Source organism: Butyricimonas faecalis (assembly GCF_003991565.1).
Lineage (GTDB): Bacteria > Bacteroidota > Bacteroidia > Bacteroidales > Marinifilaceae > Butyricimonas > Butyricimonas faecalis.
In genome coordinates, this window is record NZ_CP032819.1 from 20,902 (window position 1) to 38,501 (window position 17,600).

At 45.2% G+C, this 17,600-nt stretch carries 17 protein-coding genes and 1 tRNA gene; 6 read left to right on the plus strand and 12 right to left on the minus strand.

Annotation, left to right across the window (positions count from 1 at the left end):
• Positions 1 to 102 precede the first annotated feature (102 nt).
• Both D8S85_RS00065 and D8S85_RS00070 read right to left on the minus strand, forming a co-directional pair.
• Positions 103 to 684, minus strand: a complete 582-nt coding sequence (locus tag D8S85_RS00065; RefSeq protein WP_106624247.1) for a DUF4251 domain-containing protein — start codon at positions 682 to 684, stop codon at positions 103 to 105.
• A 131-nt stretch (positions 685 to 815) separates the two neighbouring features.
• Positions 816 to 2,462, minus strand: a complete 1,647-nt coding sequence (locus tag D8S85_RS00070) for an AMP-binding protein (protein WP_106624248.1) — start codon at positions 2,460 to 2,462, stop codon at positions 816 to 818.
• 257 nt (positions 2,463 to 2,719) lie between these two features.
• Here D8S85_RS00070 and D8S85_RS00075 point away from each other — a divergent pair, with 257 nt between their 5' ends.
• The 3 genes from D8S85_RS00075 (at position 2,720) to D8S85_RS00085 (ending at position 5,041) form a co-directional block, all read left to right on the plus strand.
• On the plus strand, positions 2,720 to 4,117 hold the full coding sequence (locus D8S85_RS00075; RefSeq protein WP_127074649.1) for a glutamate decarboxylase: 1,398 nt from the start codon (positions 2,720 to 2,722) through the stop codon (positions 4,115 to 4,117).
• Between the two features lie 251 nt (positions 4,118 to 4,368).
• Entirely contained in the window at positions 4,369 to 4,812 is a 444-nt protein-coding gene (locus tag D8S85_RS00080; RefSeq protein ID WP_106624250.1) for a cold-shock protein, read from the plus strand.
• Positions 4,813 to 4,834: 22 nt separating this feature from the next.
• Complete coding sequence (locus tag D8S85_RS00085; RefSeq protein ID WP_106624251.1) at positions 4,835 to 5,041, plus strand: hypothetical protein; 207 nt, start codon at positions 4,835 to 4,837, stop codon at positions 5,039 to 5,041.
• Positions 5,042 to 5,052: 11 nt separating this feature from the next.
• Here the strand turns inward: D8S85_RS00085 and D8S85_RS00090 are convergent, their stop codons facing one another.
• The 6 genes from D8S85_RS00090 to D8S85_RS00115 form a co-directional block, all read right to left on the minus strand.
• A complete protein-coding gene (locus tag D8S85_RS00090; RefSeq protein ID WP_106624252.1) occupies positions 5,053 to 5,736 on the minus strand; it encodes an ion channel in 684 nt (227 codons plus the stop codon).
• A 76-nt stretch (positions 5,737 to 5,812) separates the two neighbouring features.
• Positions 5,813 to 6,778 carry a glutaminase A gene (gene glsA / locus D8S85_RS00095; RefSeq protein WP_106624253.1) on the minus strand — a complete coding sequence of 322 codons (966 nt, stop codon included), beginning with the start codon at positions 6,776 to 6,778 and terminating at the stop codon, positions 5,813 to 5,815.
• A gap of 26 nt (positions 6,779 to 6,804) precedes the next feature.
• Entirely contained in the window at positions 6,805 to 8,325 is a 1,521-nt protein-coding gene (gadC, locus tag D8S85_RS00100) for a putative glutamine/gamma-aminobutyrate antiporter GadC (protein ID WP_106624254.1), read from the minus strand.
• Between the two features lie 115 nt (positions 8,326 to 8,440).
• Entirely contained in the window at positions 8,441 to 9,640 is a 1,200-nt protein-coding gene (locus tag D8S85_RS00105) for an MFS transporter (RefSeq protein WP_106624255.1), read from the minus strand.
• Positions 9,641 to 9,701: 61 nt separating this feature from the next.
• On the minus strand, positions 9,702 to 10,877 hold the full coding sequence (locus D8S85_RS00110; RefSeq protein WP_106624256.1) for a THUMP-like domain-containing protein: 1,176 nt from the start codon (positions 10,875 to 10,877) through the stop codon (positions 9,702 to 9,704).
• 34 nt (positions 10,878 to 10,911) lie between these two features.
• Positions 10,912 to 11,244: a tRNA-binding protein gene (locus tag D8S85_RS00115; protein ID WP_106624257.1), complete on the minus strand. Its 333-nt coding sequence runs from the start codon at positions 11,242 to 11,244 to the stop codon at positions 10,912 to 10,914.
• Positions 11,245 to 11,561: 317 nt separating this feature from the next.
• Here D8S85_RS00115 and D8S85_RS00120 point away from each other — a divergent pair, with 317 nt between their 5' ends.
• Positions 11,562 to 11,837 carry a hypothetical protein gene (locus tag D8S85_RS00120; RefSeq protein WP_106624258.1) on the plus strand — a complete coding sequence of 92 codons (276 nt, stop codon included), beginning with the start codon at positions 11,562 to 11,564 and terminating at the stop codon, positions 11,835 to 11,837.
• A gap of 7 nt (positions 11,838 to 11,844) precedes the next feature.
• Here the strand turns inward: D8S85_RS00120 and D8S85_RS00125 are convergent, their stop codons facing one another.
• Together D8S85_RS00125 and D8S85_RS00130 are read right to left on the minus strand one after the other, a co-directional pair.
• Positions 11,845 to 12,780, minus strand: coding sequence for a DMT family transporter (locus D8S85_RS00125; protein WP_106624259.1), 936 nt, complete (start codon positions 12,778 to 12,780; stop codon positions 11,845 to 11,847).
• A gap of 103 nt (positions 12,781 to 12,883) precedes the next feature.
• Positions 12,884 to 14,146: a sensor histidine kinase gene (locus D8S85_RS00130; protein WP_106624260.1), complete on the minus strand. Its 1,263-nt coding sequence runs from the start codon at positions 14,144 to 14,146 to the stop codon at positions 12,884 to 12,886.
• A gap of 244 nt (positions 14,147 to 14,390) precedes the next feature.
• Between D8S85_RS00130 and D8S85_RS00135 the strand changes: the two genes are divergently transcribed.
• On the plus strand, positions 14,391 to 15,140 hold the full coding sequence (locus tag D8S85_RS00135) for a GNAT family N-acetyltransferase (protein WP_127074650.1): 750 nt from the start codon (positions 14,391 to 14,393) through the stop codon (positions 15,138 to 15,140).
• A gap of 26 nt (positions 15,141 to 15,166) precedes the next feature.
• Here the strand turns inward: D8S85_RS00135 and D8S85_RS00140 are convergent, their stop codons facing one another.
• Positions 15,167 to 16,030 (minus strand): nitroreductase family protein, encoded by an 864-nt coding sequence (locus tag D8S85_RS00140; protein ID WP_106624261.1) that lies wholly within the window; start codon positions 16,028 to 16,030, stop codon positions 15,167 to 15,169.
• A gap of 207 nt (positions 16,031 to 16,237) precedes the next feature.
• Between D8S85_RS00140 and D8S85_RS00145 the strand changes: the two genes are divergently transcribed.
• Positions 16,238 to 16,322, plus strand: a tRNA-Ser gene (locus D8S85_RS00145).
• A gap of 471 nt (positions 16,323 to 16,793) precedes the next feature.
• Here D8S85_RS00145 and D8S85_RS00150 read toward each other — a convergent pair.
• Positions 16,794 to 17,591 (minus strand): class I SAM-dependent methyltransferase, encoded by a 798-nt coding sequence (locus tag D8S85_RS00150; protein WP_106624262.1) that lies wholly within the window; start codon positions 17,589 to 17,591, stop codon positions 16,794 to 16,796.
• Positions 17,592 to 17,600 lie beyond the last annotated feature (9 nt).

The following is a 17,600-nucleotide window of genomic DNA, read 5'->3' on the forward strand; positions in this document are numbered from 1 at the left end:
TCTCCTTACACGGGAGGGAAAACTCGGGGTGGTTGTCTGATACAATAGGCTTTAATAAACGTGAATGTGGAATTTTGACATGTCCCAACTTTATGATTTCGTTTATATTCCCAAAGCTTTTCTCTTGTCCTCCGGGATCGGGGTAAGATCGCCGCCATAGGAGATGCTTGCCCGGTTGTTGCTGGTCACGTTGACACTGCATTTCCCGTTGCCGTAGATTTCCACGTAGAAGTTGAAGACATCGTTGCGGTTTCTCACGTTGAATTTGTATTCGATGTAATGTTTTTTGCGTTTGTGGATCACCTTGAATGATTCGTTTTCGATCTTTGCATTCTCGAATTCTATTCCGCCGCCCTGGCCGTATTCCGTGGAGTAAGCCCGTCCGAAGAATGGTAGGTGTCCCGTGGCCACGGAGTCAAGAATGAAGAGTTGCCCCTCGTTGGTGGCTAGTGAAATGTAGCCTTCGCCACCAATGCGTTTCTGCCCGTATTTGGAGTCGATGGTGATGCTGCTGTTGCCTGTCGGGAAGGCTTGATCGACCTCGATGTAGAATTCGCGGCTTTTCATGAGTTGTTCGATTTTGGTGATACCCGCGGTGTCGCTTTTCTGTTTCTTTTCACCCATCGCGAAGAGGCAGGTAAAAAGGAGTATTCCTATTGGAATGATTGTTTTCAGTGTTTTCATGTCCTTGTTGTTTTTTCGTGAATATAAATATTATTTTAATGTATAGCAAATCATGTACCACGTGCCATCGTTTGCCGAATGAATTCACAATATAGTAAAAATAAGGGACATTTGCAAATTTTACACCCTCGCTACTGGTACAAGAACCGTTTGATACTTCGTTTCGGGGTTTTCTCGAATTCCTCGTCATGAATTTCTATCCGGGCAATTTGGCTGTATGCCGGGATCTGCTGGTTGATCTGTTTACGGGTCTCGTGTATGATTTTGAGAAGCGTGTCACGGGATATTTTATGTTGTTTCATGGCTTCGGAGTCCGGATAGACTAGGGCCACGAGTTTACCTTCCCGTTCGATCACGAGTGATTCGGCGATGTAGGGTTGGGCGTTGAGCAGGTCTTCGATTTCTTCGGGATAGATGTTCTGCCCGCTGGGACCGAGGATGAGGCTTTTGCTACGGCCTTTGATGTAAAGGTATCCGTCCGGGTCCAGTATGCCGAGATCCCCCGTGTGGAGCCACCCGTCGGGGGAAAGCACGGCGTTCGATGCTTCCGGGTTGTTGTAGTACCCGTCCATGACGTTCATGCCTTTGGTGAGGATTTCCCCGACTTGGTTAAAGGGGGCAGGTGAATCGATGCGGATTTCCATGCGGTCCACGGCTCTTCCGCAGGAGGTGGAACGGAATGTCTGCCAGTGGTCGAAAGCGATGGCAGGTCCGCATTCGGTCATGCCGTAACCCACGGTGTAGGGAAATTTCACGGAATGGAGGAAGGCCTCGACTTCTTTGTTGAGGGCGGCACCCCCGACGACGAGTAGTTTGAAACGTCCCCCGAAGGCGTCAAGAATCTGCCGTTTGATTTTGTGGCGGATTCTTCCCCCGATGATGGGCATTTTTAACATCAGTTTGATGTGAAATTTTTCCAGTTGCGGGAATACCCGGCTTTTGATGATCTTCTCGATAATCAGGGGTACGGCAACGATCAGGTGCGGATGAATGTCGGCGAAAACGTCCTTCAGTATTTTGGGGGTGGGCATTTTTTGTAAGAAGTAGATATGTATTCCGCTGGCGAAAGGATAAATGAATTCGAAGGCCAGCCCGTACATGTGGGCCATGGTAAGGATGGAAACGAGTTTTTCGCCCGGCGTGAACCCCATTTGGTCGAGGGCGTAGCGGAGGTTGGACCACATGCTGCGGTAGGGGAGCATCACGCCTTTGGGAGAACTGGTGGTTCCCGACGTGTAGTTGATCATGGCTAGTTCTTCCGGTTGTTCGGTGCGATAGTGGATGTCGTCAATTTGTAGTTCTTCGGGGTGTCGTGTTTTGAACAGCGTTTCCAGTCGGGGTGCGGTTTCAGCAAGTTTCGCGTTACGGGAGGAGAGCACGGAATAGTCTGCCATGGCGATAATCCCGTCTAAGGCGGGCATGTTTGCGTGGTCTATTTTGTCCCACACGGATTTTCCCACGAAGAGAAGCCGGGCTCCGGAGTGGTTGATGATGTGATGGATCGTGTCGGGTTTGAATTCGTTGAGGATAGGGACGGCCACGGCCCCGTACGTGACGGTGGCAAGGAAGGCTATTCCCCAGTTGGACGTGTTGCGGCTGCATAGTGCCACTTTGTCTCCCGGCCGAATGCCGCTTTTTTCGAAAAGGATATGTAGTTTTTCGATCCATCGCGCCACGTCTTTATAATGATGCTCCGCACCCTCGTAATCCGTGAGGGAGGGAAGGTTCCAGTGTTCTTTTATACTGTATTCTATAAGTTTCAAGAAGCTCGTTTCCATGATGTTATGTAATTAATGTTCTCTTATTTATACTGAGAATTAACTTGAAATGTTTTTCTATCAGGTTATTTTTATCCGGGAAGAGGCTTGACGGAGGTGGAGTTCTCCCGAACTCCGTTGAAGCGATATCAGCAAAGTACAAGGATTGTTAAATGTGACGAGAAGTTGAAACTTTCGTCCCGTGATGCCGTAATTATTCACGAGTGTCTTGACTGGCACGACCTTTGAAAATTTTAAATAAACTAAACTAATTAATTATGAAGACAGAAAATCCTATCACACCGGTTTTTGGGACGGATGAAGAGGCCCGGGTGGCACCGAAATACGAGATGCCGGCGGGTATGATGCCGGGCGAAGTTGCCTATCAAATCGTGCACGACGAGGCCATGTTGGATGGTAATTCACGTTTGAATTTGGCGACTTTCGTGACTACATGGATGGATGATTACGCTAGAAAAGTGATGACCGAGAACATGGATAAGAACATGATCGACAAGACCGAGTACCCGCAAACGGCGGAGATCGAGCGTCGATGTGTGAATATCCTTGCCAAGTTGTGGAATTCGCCGGAGAAACCGTATTGCACGGGTACGAGTACCGTGGGTTCTTCCGAGGCTTGTATGCTGGGGGGTATTGCAGCCCTGAAACGCTGGCAAAAGAGACGTAAAGCGAAAGGTCTTCCGATCGATAAACCGAATTTCATTATCTCGACCTGTATGCAGGTGGTGTGGGAGAAGTTCGCTATCTACTGGGATGTGGAAATGCGTATGATTCCCGTGACGGCGGAGAAGATCACGCTTGACCCGCAGGACGTTGTCAAGGCTTGCGACGAGAACACCATTTGCGTGGTGCCGATTCAAGGCGTGACGATTACCGGGTTGAACGATAACGTGAAGGAGATTAACGATGCCCTCGACAAGTTGAATGCCGAGAAAGGTTGGGAGATTTGCATCCACGTGGATGCCGCTACCGGTGGTTTTATTCACCCGTTCATTGATCCTGAAACGGTTTGGGATTTCCGCTTGAAATGGGTACTTTCCATCAGCACTTCCGGCCACAAGTATGGTCTGGTATATCCCGGTGTGGGCTGGGTGGTTTGGAAAGACAAGCAATATTTGCCCGAGGAGATGAACTTTGCCGTGAATTATTTGGGTGCCAATATACCGAGTATTTCCATCAACTTCTCTCGTCCGGGTAACCAGGTTCTGGCCCAGTATTACCAATTCATGCGCTTGGGTAAGGAGGGGTACAAGAAGGTGCAGCAAAATTGCCTTAACGTTTGTCTTTACCTGAAAGAGCAACTGAAAAAGATGGGTATTTTCGAGTTCTTCAGTGATGATATGCCGAACCCGTTGTTCATCTGGAAATTGAAAGATGATCCAAACCGGAAGTGGACTTTGTACGATTTGTCGGATGCTTTGCACGTGCAAGGTTGGCAGGTGCCCGCTTACACGATGCCGAAAGCGATGGAGGATGTGCTAATCATGCGTGTCGTTGTTCGTCAAGGGACGGGATTTGATTTGGCCGACCTGTTGATGGAGGATATCAAACACTGCGTGAAACAGTTGGATACCCTGAAGGAGCCGACGAATAGCGCCTTGATGTGGGCGAAGAAAGAGCCGCAAAAACCGAGAGGTTTTAATCATTCCAGGTAAATATACTGTTTGTCAACTATTTGCTATATGGAGGATCGCTTTGGCGGTCCTCTTTTCTGTTTGCTCGATGTCTGAAGTGATGACCGGGTGATAATCGGGGAATAAAAATTGTTTTTCCGGTAAATTGTATTATCTTTGTTTCAATTAGGATCTAGAATATTATTGATCGGAACGTTTTTACAAGTTAATCAGGTTTCTCCTTTAATTCCCCTTATCTCTAATTTGTCATTTTATAAATTAAAATAGATTGCATGGCAAAACCTACTACATTTGGTAAAAAAGAAAACGAGAAGAAAAAACAAGCCCGGAGACAGGCAAAACAAAATCGGAAAGAAGAGAGAAAACTATCCGGCAAAGCGAGCAGTTTCGATGAGATGATCGCTTATGTTGATGAACATGGAATGATCACTTCGATACCGCCCGAAGAGAGGCAGAACGAGGAGGAGATTGTGCAAGAAGATATACAGATTTCAATTCCTAGGCAGGAAGCTCCCGCCATTTTGAAAGGACGGGTGGAGTATTTTGACACGCAGAAAGGGTATGGTTTCATTAAGAATCTGGTAGGTACGGACAAGTACTTTTTTCATGTCAATAATGTTCTTGTTGATGTCGAGGAGAATGACATCGTGACGTTTGATTTGGAACGAGGGAAACGTGGAATGAATGCCGTAAATGTTTGTACAATAAATAATTAATTGGTAGTCTAAATTGGATCACATGAAAAAGAATACAAATCATTTTGAAAGATTATCACAAGCACAACAGGCGGAGAATGCGTTGAAGGAACATAAAAAAAGAGTCGGTGAGGTCGAGTACGTCGCCATCAACGAGCGCACGACTTTCGAATTCCCGGCCAGCTTATCAAAAGAGGAGAGGGAGATTCGCATCGAAAATTATAAAAAACGACATAAGCCGTTAGTCTGAAGGAGGGGTGTTTATTCATCGGATGTTCCGTTTGTTTCTTTTCTTTTTCGCTGGAATATCGTCGTGACGTAAGCGGTGAATATCGGGAAGAAAATCATACCTGCAGCAGCGAGAATGACGGCAAGGATTTGCCCGATCTTCGTGACCCCGAAAATATTTGATCCGACCGTGGTGACGTTCATCAGCGCCCAGTCGAAAGCGTCCCAATACGTTTTCACGGGTGGGTTGACACCGTGTTCCATGTAGTAGAAAATGATGCTGCAAAAATAAATAGTCGTGAAAAGAATTGTCAGGTACGTGGCAAATAAGTTGGTGATCCGGCTGCGCGTCATCCAGCTCACGATGAGCGATACCCCGTAAATGCCTCGTGCCAGTGGGATTAACCGTAGGATCAGCCACAGGGGATGGGATATGGTCGTTGATAAACCGTACACGATATTGAGATAAGGAATCGAGACCAACAAGAAAAATAGGTTATGAATGAAGAAATGTCCGCTCCATCTATCCGTGTACCATCGAACGAAGAAGTCGGCTAGAAAAAGTCCACACACCCAGAGATGAAATTTCAATATAAAAGTCTCGCTGAGCGCATTATTCCCATTCAGCAACTCGATAGAGGCAACAATGATAATAGCCAAACTGCCCAATAATACGAGTCCGTTGAGTATTTGCTCGAAAATTTTACTTCTTTTCATTTCATAGAATGAGTGAAAAGAGGGTGTACATTCTATGTTTTTACCCCAAAAACATAGAATGTACCCTCGTTATGAACTAATTGATTACTTCCACGTAGTCTCCCCCAAAGACATTCACGTTTAATCTCTGCGCGATATACTTGATGGCAGCCTGTGCTTTCACCGAGTTGCCAGCCTCGTCCAGAGGAGGAGCGAAAGCGGCGATACCGAACAGACCGGGAATTACCCCGAGTACACCGCCACCAACTCCCGATTTGGCAGGGACACCGCTGGTGTACAACCAATCACCCGTGTGTTCGTAGAATCCCACGGTGGCAATTAAGGAGGTGATTTTAGGAGATAATGACGGGTCGAATACTTGTTGTTTTGTCACGGGATTCAAACCGTTGTTGGCAATCGTGCAGGCTGCGATGGATAATTGTTTGGCCGTCACACCCATCGAGCATTGCCGCGTGTATAGATCCAGTGACATATCCGGATCATCGTAAATCCGGTTGAAATTTTTCAATAACCATGCGATGGAGCGGTTGTTGAAGTTTGTCTCGGATTCTGACTTGTAAAGTTCATCCAGTAATGTTAGGTCGCTACCGCTCAATTCCCGCATGTTGTCGGTGATAGCCTTCCATTTGGCATCACTGTTGCCCACGGGTTTTACCATGCTGTCGGCACTGATGGCTCCGGCGTTCACGAGCGGGGTACTCGGGTGGTCGTTTTCCAACAGGATTGCCATGATCGAGTTGAATGGCAGTCCCGTGGCATCTGCCCCGATTTTGTCCAACACAGCTTGAGCCCCGTATTGGCGTAACACCAGGATTGCGGTGTACACCTTGGATACGGATTCGATACCGAAAACGTAATTCGTGTCACCGGCTTCGATGATTTCTCCCGACGGGAGACAAACGGATATACCAAATAAGTTAGAATCGATCTTGTCCAAGAATGGAATATAATTTGCATTTTTCCCACCCTTCAAATCCTTCACTTGTGCATGAGCCTCGTTCACTAAGTTCTTGAGGTCATGGCTTGTAATTGTTTTTTTCATATTGGTTAATTGTAGTTTTTCCCTTTTTATTTTTTCGTTTCCGCTGTGGTTGAAGCAGCTGAAGTCGCTGGAGCAACCGGTTGTTCTTCCCAGTGGAATGGGGCAATTTGTGCTTTCGGGTCTTTCCATGACGGTTTGCGCAAGGAATAGATGATGAACGGCGTGGCAACAACCACAACGCACCCGATAATCAGCACGGCAAACCAAACGGTGTTACTACCCACGTTGATTTGTGAAGGCGGGATGAAACTCAACACGAAAGCCAGCAAGGCCCCGCAGAATCCCAATCCGGCGATAATCCATATCCCGATGTTGCTCTTCCGGCCCACAGCAAATGGTCGAGCAGTTTTTTTCATCTTGTAACGCAAGACGATTGCCGCGGAGAACATTAGCAGGTACATGATTAGATACAGTAATACGGTTAACTGCGATAGAATCTGGTAGAACGATTGTACAGAAGGCATGACCACGAACAGTAACGCCAGGATTGTAACCACTCCCCCTTGCACGAACAGGATATTCTTTTGAACGCCTATTTTATTGGTTTTTTGGAAGAAAGGAGGTAAATACCCGGCTTTACCCACGGTGAAAATACCTTTTGACGGACCTGCAACCCAAGTCAATACTCCGGCAAGTACTCCGAACATCAAGGCGATGGCTATTACCGGAGAGGCCCAACTGATGTGTAGGTATTTGAGATATCCGTCGAACCCGACAAGTAGACTTTGTGTCAGGTTGATGTCTTTTGCCGGGATAATCAAGCCTAGTGCGAACGTACCTAGCACGAAGATCACCACGGTAATCCCGGCACCGATAAAGATTGCTTTCGGGTAATTCTTCGATGCGGGCTCCTTCACGTCCATCACGTGAATACCCATCATTTCCATTCCGGCGTAGAAAAGGAAGATTCCCGAGGCTAGCACGAGGTTGTCAAACTTGCTCAAGTCGGGGAAGAAGCCTTGGCTCATGTCCATGTTGTTATGTCCGCCCGTGGAAAGGTAGATGATCCCGAAGATGATTAGAAGTGCAGCGGGAATGATTGTCCCGACCATGGCCCCGATCTTGGAAACTTTACCTACCCATCCCAGTCCTTTCAGCGAGATAAAAGTAGCTACCCAGTAAATGGCCAGCACGGTAACCAGCGTGAAGATTTTGTTGGATGCCAACAAGGCATCTTCAGAGGTGTTCAATCCGATGTATGCGATGGACACGGCCCCGAATGTCAGAACTGTCGGGTACCAGATCGTACTCTCAATCCATTGCAGGAATATCGCCAGGAATCCGAACCGTTTGCCGTATGCCTCTCCGACCCAGCGAAAAACTCCACCCTCTTTTTGTGCAAACATGGCGGCTAGTTCGGCTGCCACGAGAGCCGTGGGAACTAGGAATACGATGGCCGCGAATAAATAGTAGAATGCAGAACTCAATCCATAAACGGCTTCTGCCGGTAGGCCACGAAGACTCACGACCGCCGCGACGTTCATAATCGCGAGGGTCATCACGCCGAGTTTCATCGCGGTCCCTTTTGTGTTTGAATTTGTTGTCATCTTGAATTAATTTAGTTTAGAATTTATAATCTAGAAATTTTGATTCGTTGTATCTGTCTTGTTTGATGGAGTAAATACGGGGAAAAAGACGAGAAGGTTTTTCTCCATACCATATTTAACGTTGAATTTGCATTCCCAATGTGTTCGTATTTCGTTTAAGATAGGTGAACACGGCAAATATGCAGGCCAGTATCGTGCTGAGTAAAAACGGGAAATAAGAGGCATCCGTGGAGAATATTTCTTGTAATATTTCGAGGATGAAAGGGTAGGTGATAATCGCTATGTAATTCATGGCCATCACGAGAGCCAGCGCGAATGTCGCGTGTGACTCGGTGGTACTCGTGGATGTTTTGTCGTATATAATGGGCTGCATACACCCGTACCCAATCCCGATAAGGAGAACGCCAATGGTTAACAGTATCGGTCCGCCTTTCACGATAAAAAGCACAAAGCCAAGGGCAATGGCTGCGGCGGAATACACGTTCGTGTAACCTCGTAACCAGCTGATGATGTTGTTGATAAAAAGACCGGGGATTGTCATGGCAAGGAAAAATATGGAAATAAATGTGCCGGAAATGTCCGGATCCTTGAATTTCAGCGTTTCCATGTAGATCGACAGGTTAAAGGGTACTGTTAGTACAATAAACGTGATAAAGTAGTAAAGAAACATGAGTGCTATCGGCCAGTTGTGGTTTGTTGTCACCGGGGTATCGTTCGAGTGTTTGTCACTTTGTGGTACCGCGGGAGGGGTGGAGTTCAGTTTAAAAGCGAACAGCAGCGAGATTCCTGACAGGCAATACACGAGGAATGCGTAGCGCCAGTTGATGGAGGCGAGAACACCAGCCAGAAAGGTTGCGAAAACCAGTGAGATATTGGTAATCGCCGAGGCAATACCCAATTGACGAGTCCTGTAACGTTTCGTGAAGTTGTCAGCGATAAGTCCCGTGGAAAACGGGATGACCATTCCGGCTCCAACGCCCAACAAGGCGCTGACCAATAGCAGTAGCCACAGGGAATTACTGAAAGGGTAAATCACGCTACACCCGAAGAATATGGATAGCCCGATAATGAGGATCCTTTTTTTGTTAATCCTTAGCGATAGTCGTCCTGCCAGTAAGATGAACGGGACGATGATAAACGACGGCAACGATTCAAGCATTTGCAGTTCCAAATCGCTGGCGTTCTTGAAAATGTTCTTGAGATCACCGAGAATCGGCGAGATAGCCAAGCCGGGTAATGAAGTTACCATCGATATGGAATAGATGGCAAGAAGTGCCGTGAGCGTGATCGTGCCATGGCCGGTTTGTATTTTCATGTTGGTGCAGTTTAGTTTTCTGCCCTATACGGAAGAGGTGAAAGAAAAGATTCAAGATAATTTATTTTTCTGCCCTCACGAGTACAGCCCGTCCGTCATTGAGGGTGGTGGCGAAGAGGTAAACGGTGCCGCCGTCTTTTATTTTGCTTCGGGAACGAAGTTCGTTGACGGATAATTTAAAGTTACGGGTAGTGATGTTGGCCTTGGGGATGGTGTGGGAGATTTGTTTCAGTAGTTTGCTTGAAAAGTCCAGTATCTCCTTGACATGAAATGAACGACCGGGGAAGTCTTCAACGAGGTGATCTGAGGTGTAAAGGTGGCTGTGAGGATGGAGTTTTTCTACCCCGTAACGGGCGGCAACGAGTTTGAATGCCCCGCTTTTGAGAATGGAACTATTCGGTTCGTAAAGGTAAGTGCCGACATGGCTCGTGTAGTGAGGTTGCGCGTCTTTTTCCTCTTCCAAGGGAAAGGAGAAGCGTTGTTCCGAGTCGGTGGCGAAATTCACGGTGTGAATGTTCACGGTTTGATTGGCCGGGGTTTTACCCAATACGAATAAAAGTTCTTTGCATTCGTTGCGGACGGAAATTACGTGTACATCGGTGGTTTCGGGCAAGAGTTGCAGTACCGCGGAGAGATCGGCCATGGGGGAGATTTTGATGATCAGGCGTTGACCTTGTCGTAAAAGTGTTTCCTTGATCTCCAGTACGTTCGGGGCGTAATCGGTCAGGGCAAACACTCGCTTGTTGTCCGTTGTCCGACGAGCGGGATCAATGTAGTACGTGTCGGCAAACACGTTGTTGGCCACGGTAGTTGCATCCGCGTGAACGACCTCGATGTTGGTAGCTCCTAATGCCCGGAAATTGGAACGGGCTGACTCGCAGTACAATTCATCACGCTCCACGTATGTCACTTTACCGACTTGCCGGGAAAAGAAGTACGTGTCGACACCCAAGCCACCCGTGAGATCACAAAGAGAGTCCCCCGTGGCAAGTCGTGACTTGTAGAGAGCTGTTGTTTCGGAAGAACATTGTTCGGTCGATAACTTGGACGGGTAGAAAATATCCCGGCAGGCGTACCATGAGGGAAGTTTGTCTTTGATATTCTCCCGTGCTTGAATTTGTTCCACGGCTATCACGACACGATTGTCCGGGTAATCGTTTTTCTTCCATAGTAGTTGATCCGGATTGTCGTCCAAATGTTCCCGGATAAATCGGGATATGTTGGGATTTAATGGCATATTCGATCGTGTTAAAGCCGGTTACCTAAGAAAGTTAAAAGACTATATCTCCATTTTCTACTTTTTGCGAGGGCTGTAGTAAGACACATCCTTGCGTTGAATTCGTGCCGAGAATACGAACCTCACTTTTTACAGAACCAATATGAATGGCGGGAAGGTTAACACAGCAAATAACTTGTTTTCCTACAAGATTTTCTTCATTATATAAGTCTGTAATTTGGGCGGATGTTGATTTAATTCCAATCTCGTTACCGAAATCAATGTCTACTTTATAGGCTGGTTTGCGGGCTCGTTTGTTAATCTCTACATGAACTACGGTTCCTGCACGCATTTCGATTTTGTTAAAATCCTCAACGGTAATTTTCATGATGTTTATTTATTTGGTATTTAGATGATCTCTACCCATTCGAATATACATAAGTGTTTTGCAACTACAATAATTAAAGAGGATGCGAAATTATAAAAAAGAAATCATTTGCTGAAGCATTTTTATTGTTATATAAATTGAACAATTGTCGTGTAATGATACAATATTAGCTATTATGTTTTTGGAATAGATGGAATATTGTTGATACATATTTGGAATTTTGACAAAAATGTATTAACTTGTGTCCGCATATTTTCCCGGTCGACAAATAAGTGTTTTGATTGTGGTAAAATTTGAAAATCAAAAAAGATAAAATAATGATGCGAGAGGACGAATTGGAAGGTATTGATACAGAAGGATTTCGAAAAGAGGTAGAAGTTTTGTTCGAGGATAAGGAGAGAAGAGAGTTTTTCATGCAGATGTTGGCAACGAGTATCAAGGAGACAAGCGAGTTGCTGAATATGGTGACTCTAATGCTGGAATCTCCGGAAATATTGCAGAATCCTGAGTCCAAAATGAAAATATGTGAATTCCTGAAGAGACACAAGGACATTATTGCCGGTTTGTCAAAGAGGATGGAACCGTTTCTATAGCTTGATTTCAAGATTGGTTTGTAACTATTGTTGCTTTTTTCTTTTTGTTTATCAGTGCAAATCCTGCAATGATTAATACTAAGGCGATCGGGTCGTGCCATGAGAATTTCTGGAGACCGAGTGATATTGACACGATGGCCCCGGTAATGGGAAGAAGGTAGATATACACGCTTTCCACGAAAGGTGTTATGTATTGCAGTGCTTTCAAGTTGAGAAAGTAAGCTATCATCGTGGCGAAAACAAGCATAAAACCAAGTTCTAGCCAAATATGCACGGGGGCCTCTGACGTGAATAGCGGAGCTTTGAAGGTTTGATACAAACCGAAAGGAAGTACGAGAATAAAGGCTGCCAAGCTCATCCAGCGCATCACGATAATCGAATTGAATTTCTGGGTGTAGGGTTTGATTAATATAAGATAGAGTCCGTTGAAAATCGAGGAGACGAAGACTAGAATGTCACCCGTGAACGAATCCTTCATCGTTCCGGCATGTGGGGTGATTGAAACGTAAAGAGTGCCCGCGAGTCCCAAGACAATACCGATGGCCTTGTAACGATTGAAGTCCACATGAAGAATCAGTACGGCGAGTGCAATCACAACGATGGGTTGCACGGTACGGATAACGAAAGCATCCACGGGTCCCGTGATATTCAATCCGTTGAGATATAGTAGCAAGTTGCCTCCGATGCCGAGTAGCCCGCCTAGCATCATCATGAGAATATCTTTTCTTTTGGGTTTTGCCTGTTGTTTACTCGCCGGGATGAAAAAGGAGATAATCCAGAAACCGAGAACCATGACCGTACAACGAATTAACGCGAGGCCATGGGGTGCGATCCATTCTGGCATGAGGATCTTCATGAAGTTCGTGTTAAAGCTATATATGATAATTGTTGACAAGACCATGAGATGGCCAATAATCTCTTTGGGCTTTTGAGTTGTTTCCATTCGTGTCGTTGTTTTTCGAGATAAACGGAAATTTCCCCGGTAAGGTTTGAGCCGGCCTTGTAAATTATATTAAAAACTCAGACACTCGTGTCGAGATGATGTATTACTTGGGTATATCTAGTGTAATATCGCCTTCCGGAATCGGTTCTTTTTTTATAGAGAACTGAAAACAAGTACCGTGTCCTTCTGAAGAGGTAAATTGAATGGTTCCACCCATAGCCTCAATGTATGCCTTGCAGATGGACAATCCCAGCCCGGGGCCATCGGTAAAGGTGTTTGCCTTATAGAACCTCTCGAAAAGATACGAGTGTATTTTAGGCGACATGCCTAATCCGGTGTCTTCCACGAGAAAGTTGATCGTGTTTTGTTCTTCATCCACGGAATAGGCCAGTTTAATGTGTCCTTTGTCAGTAAACTTCTGTGCGTTGGACAGGAGGTTGAGAATTACCTGATATAATTTTTGTTGATCCGTGTATACCAGGAGATTCGGGGAATCTCCTTCCAGGTACAATTCCACGTTCGGGTGGGAGTTGTTCGTTCGAAGAAGGATGATATCCTGACAGAACTCGTGCAGGCAGAAAGTTACCATCTGTAAGTCGATCTTGTGCGCGTCGATCCGGGCCAGCCGCAACACGTCATTTGCCAAGTGTGAGAGGTGGTCGGAATGTTCGTATATAAGATTCATGTACTCGCTCTGCTGGTCAGGTGTCAGTGTTTTATCCGTGCTTACCAAGTTAGTCCAGCCTAATATGCAGTTTAATTGGTCGTTAATTTCGTTACTCAATTTTTCGAGAAACATGAATTTTGACTTTTCAATCCGTTCTGTTTTGTCCAAAGCATCTTGTAAGCGAATTTGTGTCTGTTTGAGTTCCGTGATGTCATGAATGGTAATTAACATTTCCGGACGGTTGTGAAGATTCATGTATGAACCGGAAACAGTGACATTGCATTTGAGAGTTTCTTGGTCTGATAGGCACAGGCTCACGGTGGCTTCCAAGTTAGAAAAGTCTTTCTTTGTTTTAAAGGTTTCCGTTATTGCTTGTCTGATGGGGCATACCTTGCAAAGTTCTCCGTTGCCACACCCTTTACTCAGGGAATTGACGCAATGAAGTAGTTCCCCAACTCTTTTCGCTTGTCCGGAGTCCTGGGTATTTGTAATCGCGTAATAGTTCGTTTTCATCACGATAAAGTCCTTGTCAATGAAAAGAATATAGGACTTTATGTGTTGTAAAATGAAATCCAATAGAGCCTCAGAAGTTTTGATTTCTCCTTTTTTGTTACTAATAGCTTGTTTTGCCTGTCTATACTTGTATAAAATAAACAGGATCACACCTATTAGTACCGCAATTATGATGTAATATTTCATGCTACACGCCTCTTGTAATTCTCTACAAAGTTGTTAAATTTTATGGATGTTCCAAAGAATAGAATTATAAATTTCCATATTTTTCTGAAAAAATATTCTGTTGTAAATAACACGCTCTTGCCATGTTTTTTTGTTGTTCGTATTGCTGTATAGGAATTTGCCTGTAGAGAAGATGATATTAAGGTGTACCTTCATGGGGCATTGTTCATAAAAATGTTGTATTTTTATCCACAAAATGAAGAATATGGATAAAGTGATTTTAACACCCGAGAATATAGGGCGGGAGCATATTTGTTGTGCCATGTCCGACAAGAAAAGCGCTGATGGCGTGGAGGCCAAGAAAGAGTGGTTAACGTGTCGCATGAAAGAAGGGTTGAAATTTATTAAATTGGATGTTCGGGGAAAAGTATTTATCGAGTATTTACCGGCTGAATATGCTTGGGTACCTGTAGAGGCAGACGGCTACACCTTCATTAATTGTTTATGGGTAGCCGGGTCGTTTAAAGGACACGGGTATGGTCGGGAATTATTGGAGACCTGCGAAGAGGATGTCGCGGCAACGAACGGGGTGGTGGTGATGGTAGGGAAGAAAAAGTTACCGTATCTTTCAGATAAGGCTTTTTTCATCAAACATGGATACGAGGTTTGTGACGCGTGTGCCCCGAACATTGAATTGTTGGTAAAACGATTCAGGCAGGATGCTCCGCTTCCCCGTTTCAAGGCTTGTGCCTCTGCCGGACTGGGCGATGATGTCAAGGGAATTGATATATTTTATACGGTACAATGCCCCTTCACGATGCCGTATATTAAACTATTGGAACCGGTTATTCAAGCTGCAAGCGTCCCCGTTCGGGTACACCCGATAACGACTCGTGAAATGGCACGGGAGCATCGGGCACCACACACCACGTACTGCGTGTTCGTGGACGGGAAGTTTTATACCCGCGAGGTTCTTACCCCGGCAAAGTTACAGAAGCTACTGGAAAAGCAATAGCTTCCGACTAGGGGCAAGCACGGTAATCACAGGTCTGTCTCCACCCTGTCCTTTTTATCAATATAGCTGGAGAAACGAAACTCCGGCATACCGAGGGCCATGGCTGCATGGATCGTGCCGTTTATTCCCAGCATATTAGCGAGTGTTCCCTTGTTTTCTTGGTGGATAGCGGAACAGACAAATCCCATGTAGAATTGGTTTACCCCTAGACATTCTGCCATGAGCGATCCATTCTGGTAAGCCAGGTTCGCGTCGGCACTCCCGAAACGACTGCTTTTCGGTGTGTGGATAAACAGGGCGGCTGTAGCTCCTCGCAGAATCATGTCATGGCCGTTGGCGTACTCTCGGTTTAAACGATCAAACGCGGGTAGATAACGGTAAGCATCCGGCATAATTCGTTTTAAGACGGGTTTTAGTATCGGGTTCCTCAATTTCTTGGCTGCCGAGTTAAACACGTTTAGCGTGAAGCGACTGATCGCGTCCAGTAGCTTGGGATCGGTTACCAGCGTGAAGTGTACTTGTTGCATATTACTTGCCGTGGGTGCACGATGAGCTGCCTCGATAATCTGTTCCAACATCTCTCGGGGAATCGGTCGGGTAGAAAATGCCCTGTTGGAACGGCGAGCTTTACACATGAGCATCATCTGTTCGGGAGTGGGGTAATCGCTGTATTTGAACGGGTGTACCTTCTCCGGCGGGAATTCGGAATGGAGCACGGAACCGGTAGGACACACGGCCACGCAATGTCCACACGCGATACAGTTTTCCACGTTTTGTACTTTCACCGCGGCGCCTTTTATTTCCTGCGTGATGATTTGTGAAGGGCATACCCGCGCGCATTTGCCGCATTTGATACAGGTTCCCGTGTTGATACTTAATTTTCCATCCATGATGCTGTCATTTTGCCTATGTTAATAATACGTTGTCTTGTCTACAAAAATAGGTAATATTCTTTAACTTTGGAGTCATGGATTTGAATTAACCGCTGTATTGTTGTTGTTTGTTATCAAATTGTATTTGTTGGGGGATATTTTTGAGAAAAAATAAATTCTTTCTTTTGTGTATTTAAATTTTCCTTTATATTTGCACCCGCGTTTGGAGAGGTGGCAGAGTGGTCGATTGCGGCGGTCTTGAAAACCGTTGTACTGCGAGGTACCGGGGGTTCGAATCCCTCCCTCTCCGCTAGAAAACACACAAAATCAGAGAGTTATCCCGAGAGGCTGACTCTTTTCTTGTTTTATGGTTGTTACTTTTTTGTTGTTTGTAACTTCGTGATTTGCAATATGTTGCAAGCACTTTTACCGAAGAAGTACCCTATTTCCACAACTTGACATACTCTTTTACGTGTCTTGATAAGTCGCTGTAACGTTCTGTGTACCTTAAGTTTATGTTCGAAAAATCAAGCAAAAATTAGTGGTAAATTATTCGACATTTATCGACATGTATCGGTGACTTACCGGTGACTTACCGGTGACTTACCGAACAAAGAGTTAAGGATGCTAGAATCTACAATTGATGAATGTTAGTGTTGCAAACCGTGTGGAGCATCCCTATTTCTTTGATTGAAGAATTGAAGCCCGTATATTTTGTTAATTCTAAAAAATTCATGATGTATAATTATTAAGTAAAAAATGGATCCCTATGGTTTGTAATTTACTGCAATTTCAATTGCAGCACCCTGAATGATTTCATAAATGGTGGGTACAATTTCATCATTATCTTCATCAGCAGTGGCCAGCGGTTTTTCAAGTAATTGGCGTAATAGTATTCTTTGATTATCCGAATACCCGCGTGCCAGTTCTCAATCTCTTTGCTGTCGGTAATGCCCCATTTGAACGGGGCATTGTATTTCTTTACATCGGGATGCAACTTGTAATTCCTAACCGCCCATCGACTGATCGTGTCAAAGGCAATTTCCGCGGATTTGAACTGTTTGGCTATTTCACAAAACAACGCCCTAATGTCTTTTTCTTCAAAGTACATCATTACTCCTTCCGAAATAAACAGTGTCGGTTGGTCTTTGGGAATAGTATCCATCCATGAGTAATCAAACATGGATTTGGCTATCATTTTACAGAAAGGTGTTTCTTCAAAGAAGTGTTTGCGTATTTCAATAGTTTCTTCCACGTCGATATCGAACCATTGACAGTCATTTAAAGAGAGCCTTTTACAACGGGCATCCAATCCGCAACCCAAATTGACAACACAGCCTTGTGGGTGCTGATGTAAGAAGTCGTTAATGATTTCATCCAAAATAATGGTACGGATAATCGTTCCTGTTTGTGAGGCTTCCGACACTTTATTTTTAGGTGATTCCTCGAACTCTATTTGTTCCAGTATTTCTGTCGCGTACGGGTCTATGATCGCTGCATCAGGGCGTTTCGTTTCAATTGCCCGTATTCGTAATGTGATAAATAGTGTTTCGGGCACGCCCGTCAGGTTTATTCTCATTTTTTTCCT